Source organism: Paenibacillus sp. OK076 (assembly GCF_900110055.1).
Taxonomy (GTDB): Bacteria; Bacillota; Bacilli; order Paenibacillales; family Paenibacillaceae; genus Paenibacillus.
Map to the genome: position 1 here is coordinate 2,157,942 of NZ_FOCH01000001.1, position 18,898 is coordinate 2,176,839.

The 18,898-nt window shown below is 45.6% G+C and carries 12 protein-coding genes and 2 pseudogenes; 11 read left to right on the top strand and 3 right to left on the bottom strand.

All coding sequences use genetic code 11. The annotated features are described in order from the left end of the window. Positions 1–4 precede the first annotated feature (4 nt). Positions 5–829, bottom strand: coding sequence for an AraC family transcriptional regulator (locus tag BMY78_RS09725; RefSeq protein ID WP_090897341.1), 825 nt, complete (start codon positions 827–829; stop codon positions 5–7). Positions 830–959: 130 nt separating this feature from the next. Between BMY78_RS09725 and BMY78_RS09730 the strand changes: the two genes are divergently transcribed. Continuing rightward, positions 960–2,420: an alpha-L-fucosidase gene (locus BMY78_RS09730; protein WP_371129156.1), complete on the top strand. Its 1,461-nt coding sequence runs from the start codon at positions 960–962 to the stop codon at positions 2,418–2,420. 78 nt (positions 2,421–2,498) lie between these two features. Here the strand turns inward: BMY78_RS09730 and BMY78_RS09735 are convergent, their stop codons facing one another. Beyond that, positions 2,499–3,434 carry a carbohydrate deacetylase gene (locus BMY78_RS09735; RefSeq protein WP_090897345.1) on the bottom strand — a complete coding sequence of 312 codons (936 nt, stop codon included), beginning with the start codon at positions 3,432–3,434 and terminating at the stop codon, positions 2,499–2,501. Positions 3,435–3,677: 243 nt separating this feature from the next. On the opposite strand from BMY78_RS09735, the gene BMY78_RS09740 reads away from it, so the two are divergent. From BMY78_RS09740 to BMY78_RS09755, 4 genes are all read left to right on the top strand, one after another. Next, positions 3,678–4,931: an RICIN domain-containing protein gene (locus tag BMY78_RS09740; RefSeq protein WP_167434799.1), complete on the top strand. Its 1,254-nt coding sequence runs from the start codon at positions 3,678–3,680 to the stop codon at positions 4,929–4,931. A 225-nt stretch (positions 4,932–5,156) separates the two neighbouring features. After that, positions 5,157–5,987, top strand: a complete 831-nt coding sequence (locus BMY78_RS09745) for an AraC family transcriptional regulator (RefSeq protein WP_090897351.1) — start codon at positions 5,157–5,159, stop codon at positions 5,985–5,987. Between the two features lie 76 nt (positions 5,988–6,063). Next, positions 6,064–7,293 (top strand): multidrug efflux MFS transporter, encoded by a 1,230-nt coding sequence (locus tag BMY78_RS09750; protein ID WP_090897355.1) that lies wholly within the window; start codon positions 6,064–6,066, stop codon positions 7,291–7,293. After that, the gene (locus BMY78_RS09755) at positions 7,265–7,858 is read left to right on the top strand and encodes a hydrolase (protein ID WP_090897359.1); all 594 of its coding nucleotides are present in this window, start codon (positions 7,265–7,267) and stop codon (positions 7,856–7,858) included. The genes BMY78_RS09750 and BMY78_RS09755 overlap by 29 nt, the downstream gene beginning before the upstream one ends. 120 nt (positions 7,859–7,978) lie before the next feature. Here the strand turns inward: BMY78_RS09755 and BMY78_RS33695 are convergent. Then, positions 7,979–8,143, bottom strand: a pseudogene (locus tag BMY78_RS33695) (sporulation membrane protein YtaF); the annotation flags it as partial. A 1-nt stretch (position 8,144) separates the two neighbouring features. On the opposite strand from BMY78_RS33695, the pseudogene BMY78_RS09765 reads away from it, so the two are divergent. The 6 genes and pseudogenes from BMY78_RS09765 to BMY78_RS09790 all read left to right on the top strand — a co-directional run. Continuing rightward, positions 8,145–8,315 (top strand): annotated as a pseudogene (locus BMY78_RS09765) (YkvA family protein); the annotation flags it as partial. A gap of 658 nt (positions 8,316–8,973) precedes the next feature. Next, positions 8,974–14,172 carry a S8 family serine peptidase gene (locus BMY78_RS09770; RefSeq protein WP_090897362.1) on the top strand — a complete coding sequence of 1,733 codons (5,199 nt, stop codon included), beginning with the start codon at positions 8,974–8,976 and terminating at the stop codon, positions 14,170–14,172. Between the two features lie 771 nt (positions 14,173–14,943). Further along, positions 14,944–15,948, top strand: a complete 1,005-nt coding sequence (locus BMY78_RS09775; RefSeq protein ID WP_256222034.1) for a Gfo/Idh/MocA family protein — start codon at positions 14,944–14,946, stop codon at positions 15,946–15,948. An 18-nt stretch (positions 15,949–15,966) separates the two neighbouring features. After that, complete coding sequence (locus BMY78_RS09780) at positions 15,967–16,890, top strand: AraC family transcriptional regulator (protein ID WP_256222035.1); 924 nt, start codon at positions 15,967–15,969, stop codon at positions 16,888–16,890. Positions 16,891–16,902: 12 nt separating this feature from the next. Next, positions 16,903–17,994 carry a Gfo/Idh/MocA family protein gene (locus BMY78_RS09785; RefSeq protein WP_090897368.1) on the top strand — a complete coding sequence of 364 codons (1,092 nt, stop codon included), beginning with the start codon at positions 16,903–16,905 and terminating at the stop codon, positions 17,992–17,994. A 146-nt stretch (positions 17,995–18,140) separates the two neighbouring features. Then, positions 18,141–18,854 (top strand): glycosyltransferase family 2 protein, encoded by a 714-nt coding sequence (locus tag BMY78_RS09790; RefSeq protein WP_090897370.1) that lies wholly within the window; start codon positions 18,141–18,143, stop codon positions 18,852–18,854. The last annotated feature ends 44 nt before the right edge of the window (positions 18,855–18,898 follow it).

The window sequence follows — 18,898 nt, forward strand, 5'->3', positions numbered from 1 at the left end:
ATGTTCAGACCATGATTTGTTTGCGGTACTCCGTTGGATTAAGACCAGTATGCTTTTTAAATTGCCTGGAGAAGTAATATAAGTCACTAAACCCAAGGTGCTCTGCAATGGCAGTAATTGTTTTTGGCGTACAGGTCAGTAGTTCTTTTGCCTTTTCCATTTTTTTGCTGGCAATGTAGTGCATGGGTGGAACACCGATGTGCTGTTTGAAGAAACGAATGAAATAATTGGGATGCATGTATGCAATCTGAGCCAGATCCCGGACAGAAATATTTTCTTCAATATTGGAATCAATATAGGCCAGTATCGCAGATATTTTCTCCACAACAGGCACATTGATATAACTAATCTGTTCCTGATCCACATGCATAATGTAGTGGGACAACAACTCTATTAATTTGCTTTTTGCCATCATATGCGCATAGACTTCACCGGATCGGGCGTAATCAAGAATGCTGTTGAATATTTCCTGTATCAGCTCGGGCCGATCCGATGAACAGAAGTGGGGGAAGTTCAAAATTTGAAATAGGTTGATGCCTCCAACCTTCGCGCTGAAATGACACCAGTACTTGAGAAAAGGACGATCACTGATGGCAGAATAAGACTGCGTGACCCCTTCCGGCATCAAAAAAAGCTGTCCCGGTGCAGGATAATACTCCTGATCGCCGATCTTGAGCCAGCCCTCGCCCTCACAGATCAAATAAAATTTGCTGTAATCGGGTGTGTAATCGATGTCCCGCCAATCCGTATCGCAGCGATTGAAGTTGACCATGAACAATTCAATTTGCAGATTGGACAGGTAGTTTGTGAGCAGTGTCTGATGATTCATGATCCTCATCTCCCCTACAAGGTTAGTATTGTCCAAGCAAAAGTTAATGTTCTGCATGTTTATCTGTTCAATCAGCTACTACAATACAAGTGCAGCCGATAACGGAAGGGATGAGAACCGAATGAGAACAATGCTGGACAAAAATGAATATTTGCAGCAGATCGACAAAACGATTGCCGAAGGTAAGTATAAGGACAACTGGAATTCACTTAGCGCATTCGAGGTTCCCGAGTGGTACAAGAACGCCAAGTTCGGTATTTTCATACATTGGGGTCTTTACTCGATCCCTGCTTATGACAGTGAATGGTATTCACGAAATATGTATATCGAGGGCTCCAAAGCGTATGAGCATCACTTTGCTGTCTATGGTCATCCCAAGGCGTTTGGCTATAAGGATTTCATTCCGATGTTCCGCGCCGAGAAGTTTGACGCAGACGAGTGGGCAACACTTTTCAAGCAAGCAGGAGCCCGATATGTGATGCCTGTTGCGGAGCACCATGATGGCTTTCAAATGTACAAAAGCTCCATCTCTCACTATAACACATATGAAATGGGACCCAAACGGGATTTGCTGGGTGAGATGAAGGTCGCGTATGAGAAGCAGGGACTTACCTTGTGTGTCTCGTCACACCGTGCTGAACATTGGTTTTTCATGTCCCATGGAAAAAAATTTGATTCAGATGTTAAGGAGCCGCTCAAACGCGGTGATTTCTACTGGCCTGCCATGCCAGAACCGGATCATCAGGACATATACGGCTCACCTCCAACGGATGAATATCTGGAAGATTGGCTGATTCGTTGCTGTGAACTGGTGGATCAATACCAGCCGAGCGTTTTTTATTTTGACTGGTGGATCCAGACGGCAGCGTTCAAACCTTACTTGAAAAAGTTCAGCGCCTACTACTATAACAAAGGTGAAGAGTGGGGCATTCCGGTAGCGATTAACTATAAACATGATGCCTTTATGCTCGGCTGTGCCGTTCCCGATGTGGAGCGTGGACAATTCGCCGATCTGAAACCGTATTTCTGGCAAACGGATACGGCTGTCGCCAAAAATTCCTGGTGTTATACAGAAAACAACAACTATAAAACAGCGGATGAGATTATTAGGGATCTCGTCGATATCGTGAGTAAAAATGGCAGCCTGCTGCTGAATATCGGTCCAAAAGCAGATGGCAGCATCCCGGATGAAGACAGAGATATTTTGCTTGCCATAGGTCAATGGCTGAAAGTGAATGGCGAGGCGATCTATGACACGACGTTCTGGCGAACGTATGGGGAAGGGCCGACCGAGGTGAAGGAAGGACAATTTACAGATGGCGAGACCAAGATCTTTACAAGTGAGGACATTCGTTTCACTGTAAAAGAAAGCTGCCTTTATGCCACGGTTATGGCCTACCCGGAGAACGGGATTGTTCATATCCGTTCGTTGAAGGAAAACTCTCATCATTTCCATGGACTGATTAGGGACATTCAGGTATTGGGCTTCGAGGAACAACCGGAATGGAGCAGAACGGAAGAGTCCTTGACGATCACGACAAGGAACGTGCATAGCGGCTCACCCGTTGTATTTAAAATAGAGCTGGATTAAGAGAAAAGATCAAAGGGCTATAACCAGCAGCGATATGTACTGGTTATAGCCCTATTCCTTGTGCGATTCAGCAATGAATTACACTCGTTTGCGGGTTGAAGAAGATCGACGGAGCATTCTTCGCTTTTTGGACAGACGACGTACCTTCGCCATACGCTGCCGCTTCAATAAGCGCTGCCGCATATGACGAGGCCGCCTTTTTTCTATTGGTTTGAGAGGGGATGTCATTTGTATTGGTGGCAGTTCGCATGGTTCTTCCGTAGTTTCCATCAACGCTCTGTAGTTTATTGGCACAATGCCCAACGCCTGTATCGTTCGGGGAACATCCTGACTGACAAACACGGCAAGCTCATGCTCGCGAATGTCCAGCCAGTTGGAGATTTCACGCAGAGCATCATCGACATATCCCGGATGACATACAATCTCGGTTATGCCATCTGGGAGCGTAGATAAATGTTGAAGCATTCGCTGCAAACCCTCATGATCTCCATAAGTATCCAACAGAATCGTATCCGTCATCCGAGGGGCTGGCATATCAGGGCTTGCGTGCCGGACTTGTGATCTCCGAAGCGGGATGTTTTCACGGATGGCTTTCTCCGCCATGATTTTGAATATGATGGGATCGTTCTGATGCAGCAGCTGGTGGGAATCGAGATGTGTGGGTGAAAGAAACGCTTGAACCAAAACGTTCCATTGAGCATCGAGTTCTTTGGCAATATCAGCGAAGTCTCGTATTAAACCACACTGGCCATGATGAAAAGAACCGTCAGGATTCACCAAAGAAGGCACAAGGGCCGGATCGGACACGGGTCTCCCGTAAGTCAGGTTAAAATGCAAACCGATTCCGAGGTCCGGCAGTGACCTGGCTAAACTCAGTGCATGATCAAAGCCCGGCATATTCACCATCATCGAGGTACTCGTAATTCCACCCGCCTGATACGCTTGAATAATTCCCTCATTAACGCCGGGAGACAGCCCGAAATCATCCGCATTAATGATCACTTGCTTGCTCATACCTCTGATCTCCTTCCTCACGTTGAGAACGAATCATTTTCCATTTTCCTAATATATTAAAGGTCACAAGGTATGGACCGTTCATTCGCACAGGCCTGATAAAATACTTCGAATGCTTTCTTGTCCAGGATATATCATGTTCGCTGGTAGAAATAATCGAGTCGCAGGTAGAATACATTTAATGTAAACGTTGTTACGGATTGAGAAAAATAGGGGTATCCCGTTCAGAATCGGTCCGTTAATATGGGGAGGGAAAGATTGTTGAAAAAAAGAAAAATCGTAAGTACGCTGGTGTTGTTCAGTTTCCTAATCGCTTTGCTGCCTGGCACGACGACCAACGCAGCGACCAACTGGAATTTGGTATGGAGTGACGAATTCAATGGAAGTTCTCTGAATACGTCGAATTGGTCTGCAGAGATTGGTACCGGCAGCGGTGGATGGGGAAATAATGAATTGCAGTACTATACGAATCGCACCGAGAACCTGCAAGTTACAGGTGGCAATCTGGTCATCACTGCACGCAAAGAAAATTACAATGGCAGCAGCTATACCTCCGCACGAATCAAAACCCAAGGTTTGAAGGATTTTACTTACGGGAAGGTTGAGGCACGCATCAAGCTGCCGTCCGGTCAGGGGTTGTGGCCTGCTTTTTGGATGCTGGGAAGTAACATTAATTCTGTCGGCTGGCCCAAGAGCGGAGAGATTGATATTATGGAGCGGGTCAACAACAATGCTTTTGTAAACGGTACCGTGCACTGGGATGCTAACGGGCATGCCGATTATGGAAAGATATCGGAGAATCTTGATTTTTCCCAATTTCATGTGTACAGCATCGAATGGGATTCCAAATATATAAGATGGTTTGTGGATGGCAAACAATTCAATGAGTTTTACATCGAAAATGGAACAGGCAACACCGAGGAGTTCCAGCGTCCGTTTTTCCTCCTGTTGAATATGGCTGTGGGCGGGAATTGGCCTGGAAGCCCTAATAATGCAACACCTTTCCCATCACAAATGCTGGTGGATTATGTGCGGGTATATCAAGCAGCGAGTACACCGAACATTGTCAGCGGAGGCCTCTATACGATCGGTTCCAAAGCAAGCGGTAAAGTGTTGGATATCGTGGATGTATCTACGGCAAGCGGAGCCAAAGTACAACAATGGACCAACTATAGTGCGAGTAACCAAACGTTCAGGGTCGACAGCACTGGAGATGGTTTCTATAAACTCACGGCTGTTCACAGCGGAAAAGTTCTGGATGTGCCTAACTCAACAGCATCACCCGGCGTACAGCTCCAGCAATGGGATGATAACGGCTCTAACGCCCAAAGGTGGAGCATCCAGGATGCGGGTAACGGTTACTATAAAATCATTTCAAAGGTGAATGGATTGGCAGTAGATGTGTCGAGCTCTTCAACGGCGGATGGGGCTGCAATCCAGCAATGGAATGATAATGGTACAGATGCACAACGATGGTCGTTTAACAAATTGAATTAATTAAATGGCAATACGTTTAGGTGTATTCATCACAAAACTTGATGTTGTCGGCTATGCAAGTGGTGGCGTGAACATCACCTGATTTCGTTTGATGATCAAAAAAATAAAAAATCACGAAGCAGGCTGCAATCCATATTTTAGTGGAGGCAGCTTGTTTTTTTGTTCGTTTAGGTTTATCTTCGTCAGAAACAGGATTGAATGAAAGATATGTGCGTGGAGGGAACCATGAATATAGATCAGCTCTTTTTCCATATTTTATACTGCAACTCAAGGAAACCGAATGAACTTCGGACATTTTCAAATAAAGGGGTGAGGACGCTCCAACATCACGAACTCATTTTTATTACAGGTGGCAAAGCGGAAATTACCATTGATAGGAAAAGACATACCATTCAGGAAGGCGTCCTGATCTACCTTCAGCCGGATGTCCCTCACTTGATAGAGATTGACCTTAAGAATCCCATAAGTTTTTTTTCGGTTCACTTCAGTTATGTCCGGATCGAGCAGAATGACAATATATGGACTGTAAACGAGGACGTTGAGATGTTTCCCTTGCCCGCTGTCCAGCAATTACAGGACTATTATCAATTGGAAGAAGTATTTAAACATATGGTAGACACCTGGTATACGAAATTACCGGGTTATGAGTTTAGCACCAAGTCCTTACTACAGCAATTGATTATCGCGATCGGCCAAAATATAAAAAAACGTCATCGTAATTACGCCACATCCTTGAAAGTGGAAAAGATCATTAACTATATGAATCAACATCTGCATCGTAAAGTCACCTTGACCGAATTATCTGAGCTGGTGCAGCTATCTGCCCCGTATTTATCAAGAGCCTTCAAAGAGATTACAGGATATTCCATCATCGAATTTTTTAACAAACTGAAGATGGATAAGGCGAAAGAGATGATCCTGGAAGGAAACAACAAAGTGAAAGAGGTGGCGCAGTTACTTGGTTACACGGATGAGTTTTATTTCAGTAGGCTTTTTAAACAATTGGAAGGAATGAGTCCATCGGAATTTTACAGCAAAAATGTCCATGGAGTTTAACATAATGCATGGTGCATAGCCGTTCTGATCGCTAAGATGAGGATATGATTCTGAAGCAGGAGGAAGGCTTGTTGATATGCCGCTGTGGAAAAGAAATTTGATTGTATGCTGGTTCGGAATGTTTGTGACCGGAGTAGGCATGAGTCAGATCGCACCGATTTTGCCGCTGTACATCAAGCAGCTTGGTGTGAATGACTCAGCAGCGATTGCCCAATTCTCCGGAATTGCCTTTGGCATCACGTTTGTGCTTTCCGCCATTTTCTCCCCCATATGGGGAGCGGCTGCCGACCGATGGGGAAGAAAACCGATGCTGCTTCGAGCCAGTTTGGGCATGGCTGTAGTGGTAGGTTGTATGGGGTTCTCAACGAATGTGTACATGCTCATTGGACTTCGGCTGCTACAGGGTGCCATCACAGGATATAGCACCGCCTGTACAACGCTGATAGCGACCCAAACCGATTCCAAACATGCGGGCTATGCTTTGGGCACACTTTCAACCGCCAACATCGCAGGTTCCTTGATCGGTCCAACAATTGGTGGGTTCATTGGGGTAAATTGGGGCCTCCAGAATTCGTTTTTTATAACGGGTGGTCTGATGATGGTCGCCTTTATTACGACCGCTCTATTTGTGAAGGAATCGTTCACGCGAGAGGACAAGGTGGTGCTTGGCCTCAGGGAAGTCTGGCGAAAAGTGCCCGAGAAAAGTCTGACGATTCACTTGTTTGTTACTTTTTTTGTACTCACTGTGGCCTTATATTCGGTGGAGCCTATCATTACCGTGTATATTACGCAGCTTTCCGGTAACACTTCGCATGTTGCTCTGTTGGCCGGAATTGTGTTCTCGGCATCAGGACTCGCCAATCTCATTGCGGCACCAAGAATGGGCAAGCTATCGGACCGAATAGGTGCGCAGAAAGTAATACTGGCTGCTCTTCTAGCTGCCGGAGTTCTCTTCATAGCGCAGGCTTTTGTAACGAGTCCGTGGCAATTGATGGGTCTGCGTTTTTTATTGGGATTGGCAGCAGCCGGACTGATTCCTTCGGTGAATACGCTGATCAAAAAAATTACACCGGCTTCCCTGACAGGTAGAATGTTTGGTTTTAATATGTCAGCAGGATATCTGGGTGTATTCGGCGGTGCCGTTTTGGGTGGACAAGTGGCCGCCTGGATGGGAATACGATATGTGTTTCTCATTACCAGTGCATTGATATGGATCAATGCTGGCTGGGTGTATTTTAAGGTATACAGAAAACTTGAAACAAATGGGAGAGAAGATCATGGAAAACTTGAACAAAGCAGAAGCTGAACAAATTTCAGCTGAAAAAACAGCGTTGGTTGTGATTGATTTGCAAAAGGGGATTGTGAATAGCCCGCTGCAGGCTCCACGCACAGGTGAGCAGGTGGTGGAGAATGCAGCCAAGTTAGCAGAGGCTTTTACGGAAAAGGGAGCCTTTGTCGTGCTTGTAAAAGTATCGTCCGTTGATGGAAAAGACATGTTAAAGCCAAAGACGGATATGGAACGGGGAGCGATTCAGTTTAGCGCAGACTGGGATCAATTTGTGCCTGAAATGACTGCCCATACTCCTTATCATACGGTTTCCAAGCGTCAATGGGGTGCTTTCTTTGGTACGGATCTTGATCTACAGTTGCGCCGTCGGGGAATAGATACCATTGTATTATGTGGTGTTTCCACGTCAATCGGCGTGGATACTACAGCCAGAGAAGCTTATCAGCATGGTTATCAACAGATTTTCGTAGAAGATGCAATGACAGCTGCTACCAAGGAAGAGCATGACTACGTTTGTAAAACCATTTTCCCCAGATTGGGTCGGATTCGCTCCAGTGAAGAAGTGGTTACGGCACTGAAATAAGATAAGCCGGGTATATAGCCAAGGATTCTGACAAGACAATTTCCATCAACAAAATTCTAAAATGCTCAAAAAGGAGACATCTGATCAGATATCTCCTTTTTTGGAGTTTGCCATAAATGATTAGAACAAATTATTGGCTGCAATCAGTAATAAGAGAATCCCGCTGACAAGCGTTCCGAACTGTCCCAATGTGAATGAACCAATACGAATGTTAGCCGCTTTGGACCCCATCCACACACCAAACCATACGGTAACAAAACTGCCGATCACTGCGGTGAGGGAAATTCAATACTGTGATGAGATTACACCTGAGAATGATCGTTCTCTGATCGGCAGTGCATTGTTATACTTTATTTCGTCTGCCGACCTGATTCCCGACTATCTCTTTCCGATTGGTTATCTGGATGATGCGATCGTTGTGTATCTGGTGTTGGATCGTCTGAAGCAGCGCACATAACATGATTGGCTTGGGAGAACCTACAAAGAACGGCGTGAAGTTTCTCACGTCGTTCTTTTTGATGTCCAAATGAATCAGACATAGTTATAAAGAACTGTCTGGGACAATCAAAAAGCCGAGTTGTTCGCATTTGTGAAAAGCGGACGAATAAGGGAGAGTCATTAGACTTATAAAAGCATTAAAAAGGCTTATTTTCTATTATTTTCTATAAAAGTGCTTGTATATCTCTTTTTGTGACTCTATAATATACCATAAATATACAATTAGATTCTAAATTTTATATTATATGTAATTTTAAGTGTTGGTTTGTACATAGGCAAAGAAATCTCCTGATCTACTCAGATCCATAATACTCCCATGTAAAGTATGCGTTCTTGCTAACGCCGGTGATTACCCTCCTTAAATGCATGCAAATAAACTTCCGCGCACAAGATGGATTGATCTGAAATCCACCTCTTTCATATAGCTGAAATTGGCTATCTATAAACTTTCACATACGATGTAATTTCATTACCTGTCCTGTAAAGGAGGTGAGGCTTGGTGTAAATAAACGCAATAAGTCTGTCCAGTGGAGGCCGTTTCAATCATCGTTTCGTTTAAAGAAATGGATACAGTGAATCGCTGTATTACAAAAACCGGGTAAAAGGAGTGGAAAAGTTTGATAAAGATGAATCGTTTACGCAAGCCGCTTTCCATGGGCCTGTCGCTTCTCCTTGCATTATCTATCATTCATCCGGTTTCAGCTGAAAACGCCGCATCGCAGAAGATCGACATGAAATCCAGCTCGGACAATATCACCACCTCTAAAGTCAACGCCAAGCTGAGCAAGGAATTTGAGAGCAATGATTATGTTACTTATCTGGTGAAAATGAAAGAACAGGTAGATACAGCCTCTGTCTCCAAACAAGCCTTGCAAAAGGCAACAATCGAAAAGCAAACGGCTTCGGCAACGAAACTGTCCGTGCGAAGTACCGTTGTCAGCTCTCTGCGGGAAACGGCCTCGCGATCCCAGTACTCCCTGGAAAGTTTTCTTGAACAGGAACTTGACCTTGGCAAAGTCAAAGATTATAAAAGTTATTTCATCGTTAACGCACTTGCAGTAACAAGTACGAAGGATGTCATGGAACAGATTGCACTTCTTCCCGAGGTGGATAAAATACTGCCTAACGAGCAGCGTTATATGCAGAAAACTGAGATTAGCAGCGAAAATGCAACAGCTGCTCCGGCAACGGAGTCTGCCAAGGCACCAGCCAAAGAGGCAGAGTCGAAGGAAGGTGCAGCTGCTAACGATAAGAGCCTGCAGACAGAGAACGTTGAATGGAACATTGATTCTATCAATGCGCCAGCAGTCTGGGATAGAGGAATCGACGGTACAGGAATCGTTGTTGCCAACCTGGACAGCGGGGTGGATTATACCCATCCGGCGCTCCGCAGCAAATGGAGAGGGCTTGATGCTTCGGGTAATGTCGTTGATCCTGAGCTAAGCTGGTATGATCCCCATAGCCATGCCTCCCTTCCTGCGGATGGAGACGGTCATGGTACACATACGATGGGTACCATGGTAGGCTCCGAAGCGAACGGCACCAACAAGATCGGGGTAGCTCCTGGAGCAAAATGGATTGCAGTCCGGATTTTCAATCCGAGTACCACTGATGCCATTATATTGGATGGCGGGCAATGGCTGATTGCTCCAGTGGATGCTGAAGGAAACTTGCATCCTGAGCTTGCCCCGGATGTGGTTAACAATTCCTGGGGTGGTGGTCCAGGATTGGACGAGTGGTTCCGTCCAATGGTTCAGGCCTGGCGTGATGCACAGATCTTTCCGGAATTCTCAGCCGGGAATGTGACACTGACGAATCCGGGAGGCCCAGGTTCGGTTGCAAACCCTGCGAACTATCCAGAGAGCTTTGCTACGGGAGCAACGGATATCAACGGGAACTTGGCTTCTTTTTCCCTCCTTGGTCCTTCCCCTTATGAGGAAATTAAACCGGAAGTTTCGGCTCCAGGTGTTAACATCCGTTCCTCTGTTCCGGGCGGAGTATATGAGGGGGGCTGGAACGGTACATCCATGGCAGGCCCGCATACTACTGCACTGGCCGCACTCCTGCTTCAAGCCAATCATTCCCTTACGGTTGATCAGTTGGAGCAAATTATTATGGATACAGCAACACCGAGAACAGACAGCCGGTATCCAACCTCGCCTAATAACGGCTACGGTCATGGCATTATCAATGCACTGGATGCTGTGGGCTCCGTCCTTGAAGGCATAGGCACGGTATCCGGCAGAGTTGTTACAGCAGGTGACGATCTGGAAGCGCCGGTCCTGGAACATACGCCTGTCAATTCTGCTTTTTCCGGGCTTGATATTCCACTGTCTGCGCGTGTTACCGATAATGTCGGGGTAACCACAGTGGAGGCTTTTGCCAAAACAACAGGTACGAGCCAGTACGTATATCTGCCGATGAATCGAGTAGCTGGGGATGCCAAAGATGGAACCTACACAGCGACAATTCCGGCATTTTTGATCGAGTCACAAGGCTTGGAGTATTATATCCGGGTCAATGATTATGGCAATAACGGATTTGAGAGTGAAGTTTACAAGGTCGCAGTATCGAATGGAGTCCAGCCTGGGTATCTGCAGGATTTTGAGGAAAACAATCTGGGCTTTACTTCGGGTGGAGTTGGCAACACTTGGACATGGGGAGCACCAACAAGTGGACCGGGAAGTGCCTTCTCTGGTGACAAGCTGATTGCAACCAATCTGACGGGTACTTATGCAGCCAACAGCAATGCCTATTTGCTCGCACCACCAATTGATCTTACCGAGAGCCCAGAGGGAGCATTATTAACCTTCAAGCACTGGTATGATTTGGAGAGCAACATCGATTTTGGCAAAGTGTATATTGCAACAGAGGATAGTGATTTTGCATTTGAAGAGGCATTGAGCTTTACAGGTGCCGGTGGAGGCTGGAAAACGCAATATATTGACTTGCGTGAGTACGCCGGTCAACAGGTATTTATCAAATTTAATCTGACCAGTGACAATTCTGTTCAAAAGGCTGGTTGGTATATCGATGACTTTTCAGTACAAGCTCCAGATGATATTGCTCCGGGAGCACCAAGCGGATTGTCCGCTTCTGCCGACATTCTGGGGAACGTAAACTTGTCCTGGACGGGATCGGACGATGAGGATCTGAAATCCTACAACGTGTATCGTTCAACAAATTCAGGCTCAGGTTATGAATTGCTCGGAAATACTTCTGCAACGACATTTACGGATACGGCTACAGTAACAGATTCGACTTATTTTTATACGGTAGCCGCTCTTGATTATAGTGGCAATGAGAGTGACAAGTCGAATGAGGTATCCATTACGGTGGAGGTCCCTGAAGATATCTTCATCGATCACTTTGATGGTAACAGTGACAATGGGTGGACTCATTCGGGAACCAAGGACGAGTGGGAACGCGGAGTACCCGTCGTTGGACCTGCCAGTGCGGTTTCTTCGCCGAATGTATGGGCAACCGATCTGGACAGCACCTATGAGAACGGTTCTAACTATTCTCTGGTATCACCAGTCGTGGATCTAACCCAGGTGGATCAAGCTACGCTGACGTTCAATCATTGGTATGAAATCGAAAGTGGATATGATTACGGTTATGTTGAAGCCACGAAAGACGGTGGCAACACATGGTCTGAGCTTGGCAAGTTCTCTCATTCTTCCAATGGAAAACAATGGACTCCGGTATTCTATGATCTGGCTGCATTGAAAGGAAATGAAGTTCAATTCCGATTCAGATTGACTTCGGACAGCAGTGTTGTCAAGCAAGGCTGGTACATTGATGACTTCCGCATTCTGGGTATCGCCGCTGAGACGGTTACGAAAGATACTGCGGTTGTTCTGAACAGTGACAAGCCTAAGCCGGAATATGATACTCCTTGGTACAAAGTTTCAAGCACGGACAAGGCTGAGTTCAATAAAACCAAGCAGGAGCAGCCAGAAGTGCAGAAACCTGGCACAGGTTCTGTGACACCGCAAAGCTTGCCTGCAAGTGCAACGGTTACCGTTCTGGAAACAGGGCGTTCAGTGAAGACGGACCCGACAACAGGCAAATACAGTTTCACTCACGTGGCGGGTGATTACACGTTGAAGGCTGAGGCCTATGGATATTATCCTCAGACGAAGACGGTAACGATCACGGACGGTAGTGGAGCAACAGCCAACTTCAATCTGGAAACCATCCCCCAAGGTAAGATTGAAGGTATTGTGAGCGATGAACGGACAGGAAAACCTATAGCTGGAGCATCCGTTCTCGTGTTGGAAGATGTTCAAGTGGGCGCTGTTCGCACAGGAGCAGACGGCAAATTCGTTCTGGATGTTCTGGAAGGAAGCTATACCTTGTCGGTCATCGCGACGGACTATTATAGCAAAACTGTAAACGTAACGGTACCTGGAAACGGTACAGTCGAAGCGAAAGTTGCCTTAAAACCATTTATCGGATTTCCTGGTGAAATCGCTTATGACGATGGAACGGCTGAAAATGCAAGAGCCTTTGTGGCCGCGGATAACGCATGGGCTGTACGTATGACGCCAGAATTGGAGACAGCACAGCTTACAGGTGCATCACTTCGATTCTGGAATACACAATGGCCAGTACCAGGTGGAACGGCATTTAAATATGCCGTCTATGATGCCTCTGGATCGGGTGGAGCGCCAGGCCGATTGCTGGCAGGACCATTCGATGGTACCGCATTGCGCAATGATCAGTGGACAACCGTTGAGTTTCCTGAACCTGTAGTGGTACAAGGTGATTTCTATATCGTCTATGTACAGACTGCTGTCGGAACGAGCGCACCGGGACTGGCAACTGATGAAAATGGTGTGAATGCAGGTCGGAGCTGGCAGCGTGTAGGCGGTGTATGGAGTACTGCACCAGCAGAAGAGGGTAACTATATGATTCGTGCAGTAGTGAAATATCCGGTCAATGCACCAGTACTCACGCAACCGACGAACACCTATACCAACCAGCCGACATTTGATGTATCGGGAACTTCCCCAGCTTCTGGGGCTCAAATCAAGATATATAACGGGAAAGAACTAGCCGGAACAACGACAGTGGAGAATGGAAAATTCAAGCTGAATGTTAAACTTCGTGCAGGGGTTAATGCCATAACTGCCGAGGCAGTAGTTAACGGTAAAACGACAGACCGCTCCCTTCCAGTTGTCATCATCTTGGATCAGACAGCACCTGTGTTAACGGTTCTTACACCTGAGGAAGGAAGCCGAACCAACACAGAAGTCGTTCATGTGACGGGGGATGTACAGGACCAATTCCTCGACAAAGTGACCATTAACGGACAGAAGGTGAAATTGGAGCAAGACAGAAGCTTTAATCACCGCGTACTTGTGAATGAGGGCAAGAACACAATCACAATCATTGCGACAGATATTGCAGGCAATAAAACAACCGTGACACGGACGGTTTATGTGGAAACGTCTTTGCCTGAACTGACCAATATCTCTCCGGCGGAGGATGTACGGATTGTGGCAGGAGAAACCGTAACGGTTTCGTTCGATAGTGTCCCTAAATTGCAGGCTTCTTTCCGGATCGAACTGCCATCCAATCTGAGCACACAGGCTGGTGCAGAGATTCCATTGGTGGAAACAGAACCTGGTCATTATTCAGGCACCTATACCACGGCATCTTCGCTGGTGCTTGAGGGTGGAGTGATCGTGATCCGTGCGCAGGATGAAGCAGGAAACAAAGTCGAGGCGGAAGCGCCAGGACGGTTGTTCGTATCTGCAGCACAAGCTCCAGACACAAATGTGCCAGCTGACGAAAATCTGCTGCCTTAATCGAAGCATCATGGAGATGCGTACAATCCAGCTTCAAATGGAAACGGAAACGATGATTTGAAATTGTTAAGTTGAAAAGCCGACAAGCCCAAAGATAGGGGCTTGTCGGCTTTTTGTGTGTAAATTCAAGAAGTATTGCCTAAGATTCTTCAATGATATTGCATATGATGCATCAGCTTAATGTAATAGCGAGATGTGTTGGATATGAAAACGGGAGGAACCAGCTGTGGGTATTGAGAAATCATACCCATTAAGAAGCAAATGGCTAAAAACAAAGCAGCTTATCAATAATGATTCAATAAAACCGTTCATACCTGTTACACAAAAGTTTAACAAGGTGAATCTAAAATCTATGATAACCAGATATGGGATGTTAGAGAATTGGCGTGGATGTTGGACTTGACCAAAGTCTGAAACCCTGAATCATTGAAGTGAATGCCAAGCAGGACCCTTATATTTTTAAACAATTAAAAGACATGACGATGTACCGCAGGTAATCCGGTATTTCCGCCATACAGATCACAAGCCATAAAATCTTCAACCTAACTTTGGACATCCTTGATTTCGAACGGTTACATGCAGAGAAAGCTTCCTATCCTCACCACTTGGTGAACAGGAAGCTTTTTTTTGCTTGTTATTCTCAGAAGGTAATTCTAATTCGTGTCGTAATTTTATATAGTTATTGTCGTAAGTTCCTATTAAAATTAGATCAGGTCTGTGTTAATTTATAGTTAGATGTCAGAATATCATATAGTATGGAGGTTAATCATAGTGACCATTCGAATAGGTAAAATAAGCTTATGGCACGTACATGCCTGGGATTACATTAAACAGGCTCAGGAGCACGAAGATACGGTGATGGCTGCTGTATGGGATGAAGATGCCGAGCGTGGACAGGAAGCTGCTGAACGTCTGAACGTACCCTTCTATGCTTCGCTTGAAGATATGCTGGCACAGGACAACATCGATGCCGTCATTGTGGATGCACCGACACGTCTTCACGAAGATGTGATCACTGCTGCCGCGAAAGCGGGCAAACACATTTTTACAGAGAAAGTGATCGCTTCAACCATTAAAGAAGTAAATACGATCATTTCGGATGTACAGGATAACGGAGTGAAAATGACGGTTTCTTTACCGCGTTTGAACGATGGATATACATTAACGATTCAAGATGTTCTGAACCAAGGACTACTTGGTAAGGTGACTTATGTTCGTGTGCGTCTCTCGCATAACGGTGCGATTGCCAATTGGCTGCCTGAGCATTTTTACGATCTGAAAGATTGCCAGGGCGGAGCATTAATTGACCTCGGTTGTCATCCGATGTATCTGACAAATCTGTTCCTGGGTCAAGAGGTGACAGGGGTTAATGCTAATTTTGGATATGTTACTGGAAAAGAAGTGGAAGATAACGCGGTAGCCACCTTATTTACGGATTCCGGAGCGATCGGTGTAGTTGAGGCTGGATTTGTGAACAGTCATTCGCCGTTTGCGATAGAGGTTCATGGTACAGAGGGCACATTGTTATACGGAACACCGGAGAATAAGCTATTAATTCGTACGAATGTGGGTTCAGATCAACAGAAAGAATGGACGGAGATTCCTTTGCTGGACAGAAGAGAAAGCGCATTCAGCCAGTGGGTATCCCATATTCAGAATGATACGATGGCTACCGAGAATTTGCAGACGGCTACTCAGTTAACTCGCCTGATGGAGGCAGCCAACCTTTCTGCGAAGGAAGGGCGCAAAATCTCCTTGAAAGAGTTACAGGGATAGGTATTGGGAGGTGCCACATTGAGCCGATATCCTTTTGAGAAGATGCTTGAACGACAGGATATCCTGGAAAGACTGGATGTCTCGATCCTGTGGGGACATTACGAGATAAGGGTTCTGCGATTTCATCTGACTTCTTTTCCGGCAGGCAGAATCGTTGATTTTCATAACCATGCGGAATTCGAGTTCCATTTCATCCCGAGAGGGAAAGGAAAAGTCATTTTGGGGGATGAGATGCATCCGCTCTCTGAAGGCATGCTGTATTTAACGGGTCCGGGTCTTGTTCATTATCAGGAGGCGGATTCCCAAGAGGCCATGGATGAATTATGCCTGCACGTGGATATTATTGAACATCCCAGAGAGGATGTAGATCCGTGGGAGGCAGCAGAATCAGAGGAAACGATCGAAAAGCTTAGAACACTTCCTCTTGCTCCGGTACATGATTATCATCGCGCCATGAACTGTTTTCTGGAAGCCTATGAGGCTTGTGACCGTAAACTGATCGGATATTACACGTCTATTAAACAGCAGGTGATCAGCATTCTACTGAAGACCGTCCGAGCCTACGATATCGGGGGGAATCGGGCGGAAGCTCCTGTGCGAGACATGTCTGTGTACAGGTATGATTATGCCATTCAGTATATGGAAGCGAATCATCCTTCAGCGGTAACGCTGGAAAATGTAGCGGAGAAGCTGCATATTAGCAGCAGACAACTGCAACGCATCTTTTATCAGGTTCAGCCGGAAATGCCTTTCAGCCGTGTGTTGGAGGATATTCGCCTGCGCGCGGTGTGCCGCAATCTGGAAGAAAGCAATGTTTCCATCGAACAAATCGCCCTGGCTTCAGGGTTTACCAATGCAAATTATTTGCATGCAGTATTTCGCAAGCGTCTGGGGATGACCCCATCGGCTTTCCGTAAAATGAAACAACCAAACCAAAAGTGAGGGTGATTAGAAATGAGTAAAACGTATCGTGTAGGGATTATTGGCTGTGGCGGGATTGCAAACGGCAAACATCTGCCAAGTTTGAGCAAGCTAGATCAAGTAGAACTGGTTGCTTTTTGCGATATCGTTCAGGAACGTGCAGAAGAAGCCAAAGAAAAGTATGGTAGTGCCGAAGCACAAGTATACACGGATTATCAAGAATTACTTCAGGATGAAACGATTGATATTGTTCATGTTCTTACGCCAAATATCTCTCACGCAGAGATTTCTATTGCTGCACTGGAATCTGGCAAACATGTGATGTGTGAAAAACCAATGGCCAAGACATCTGCTGAAGCGCAAAAAATGCTTGAAGCAGCCGAGCGTACGGGTAAAAAACTGACCATCGGATACAATAACCGTTTCAGAGAAGACAGCTTGTACCTGAAGCAGCTGTGTGAAGCTGGCGAACTGGGTTCGATTTACTTTGCCAAAGCACATGCGATCAGAAGAAGAGCAGTACCAACTTGGGGTGTTTTCCTTGATGAGGAGAAACAAGGCGGCGGACCGTTGATTGACATCGGTACACATGCACTTGACCTGACGCTGTGGATGATGGATAACTATCAACCGAAGGTTGTTCTGGGTACAACGTATCACGAGCTTTCACAAAGAGAAAATGCAGCGAATGCATGGGGCCCGTGGGACCCGGAAAAATTCTCGGTTGAAGATTCCGCTTTCGGTATGATCGTAATGGAGAATGGCGCGACAATTATGCTGGAATCCAGCTGGGCGCTCAATTCACTGGACGTGGATGAAGCGAAATGCAGCTTGAGCGGAAGCGAAGCGGGTGCAGATATGAAGAATGGCCTGCGCATCAATGGCGAGAAATTCAGCCGTTTGTACACCAACGAAATTGAATTGAGTGCAGGCGGGGTCGCTTTCTACGATGGAAAGAGTGAAAGTGCACCGGATGTAGAGATGAGAAAATGGATTGAAGCGATCGATAAAGATCTGGAGCCAGTTGTAACGCCTAAACAGGCTTTGGTGGTTTCACAGATCCTGGAGGCACTCTATGAGTCCGCACGTACAGGTAAAGCCGTTTACATGAACGAATCCAATTAAGCCTATCATGAATTTAAGAACCCTTTGTCCTGATTTTGAGGACAGAGGGTTTTTTGGTGTTTTATACGCTATTGATTCGTCTATACCATTCTCTACTTCTGAACGTATGATGAAAAAATATATATGTGCAGAAAAGAGGGTATGTCATGACTGGAAATAAAACGGGAAACGGTGTGTCCATTATTGTATGTACCAATCGGCCACAATTCTTTGACAACATCCTTCAAAATTACAATCGACAGCGCTATAAGAGAAAAGAGCTTATCATCATTTTGAATCATGACAGCATGAATCTGGAATTATATCAAAATCGCGTTCGAAAACATGCGAATGTTAGCGTTTATCAAGTACCAGAAAGCATATCGCTTGGACAAAGCCTGAATGCAGGGATTACCCGAGCCCGATTCTCGTTGATCGCCAAATTTGATGATGATGACTACTATTCACCATTTTATTTGAAAGAACAAGTGAATGGTCTAATACGAACCAAAAGCGATATTGTGGGCAAACATTCATGTCTGGTTTACTTGGGTGCTTCTAAAACGCTGCTTGTCAGATCACCCGAAGAAAAGAATAAACATGTGGAATTCATACAAGGCGGAACACTTCTGTTCAAAAGGGAAGTATTAAAGAAGGTCCGATTCACGGACCGTTCCATTGGGGAAGATGTAACCTTTCTAAGACAATGCAGAAAAAGAGGATTCAAAACCTATGCTACGTCACCATATAACTATGTGTATCACCGGAGACAAAATAAACAAAGTCATACCTGGAGAGCAGATGATAGCTTTTACCTAGCAGGAAGCAAACGGTTAGCTGTTACGGGAAATTTCAGATCATATGCAGATAAGGAATTATAAAGATAATAATTCAAACTAAAAAGATGTGTCTGTCTAATGCAGAT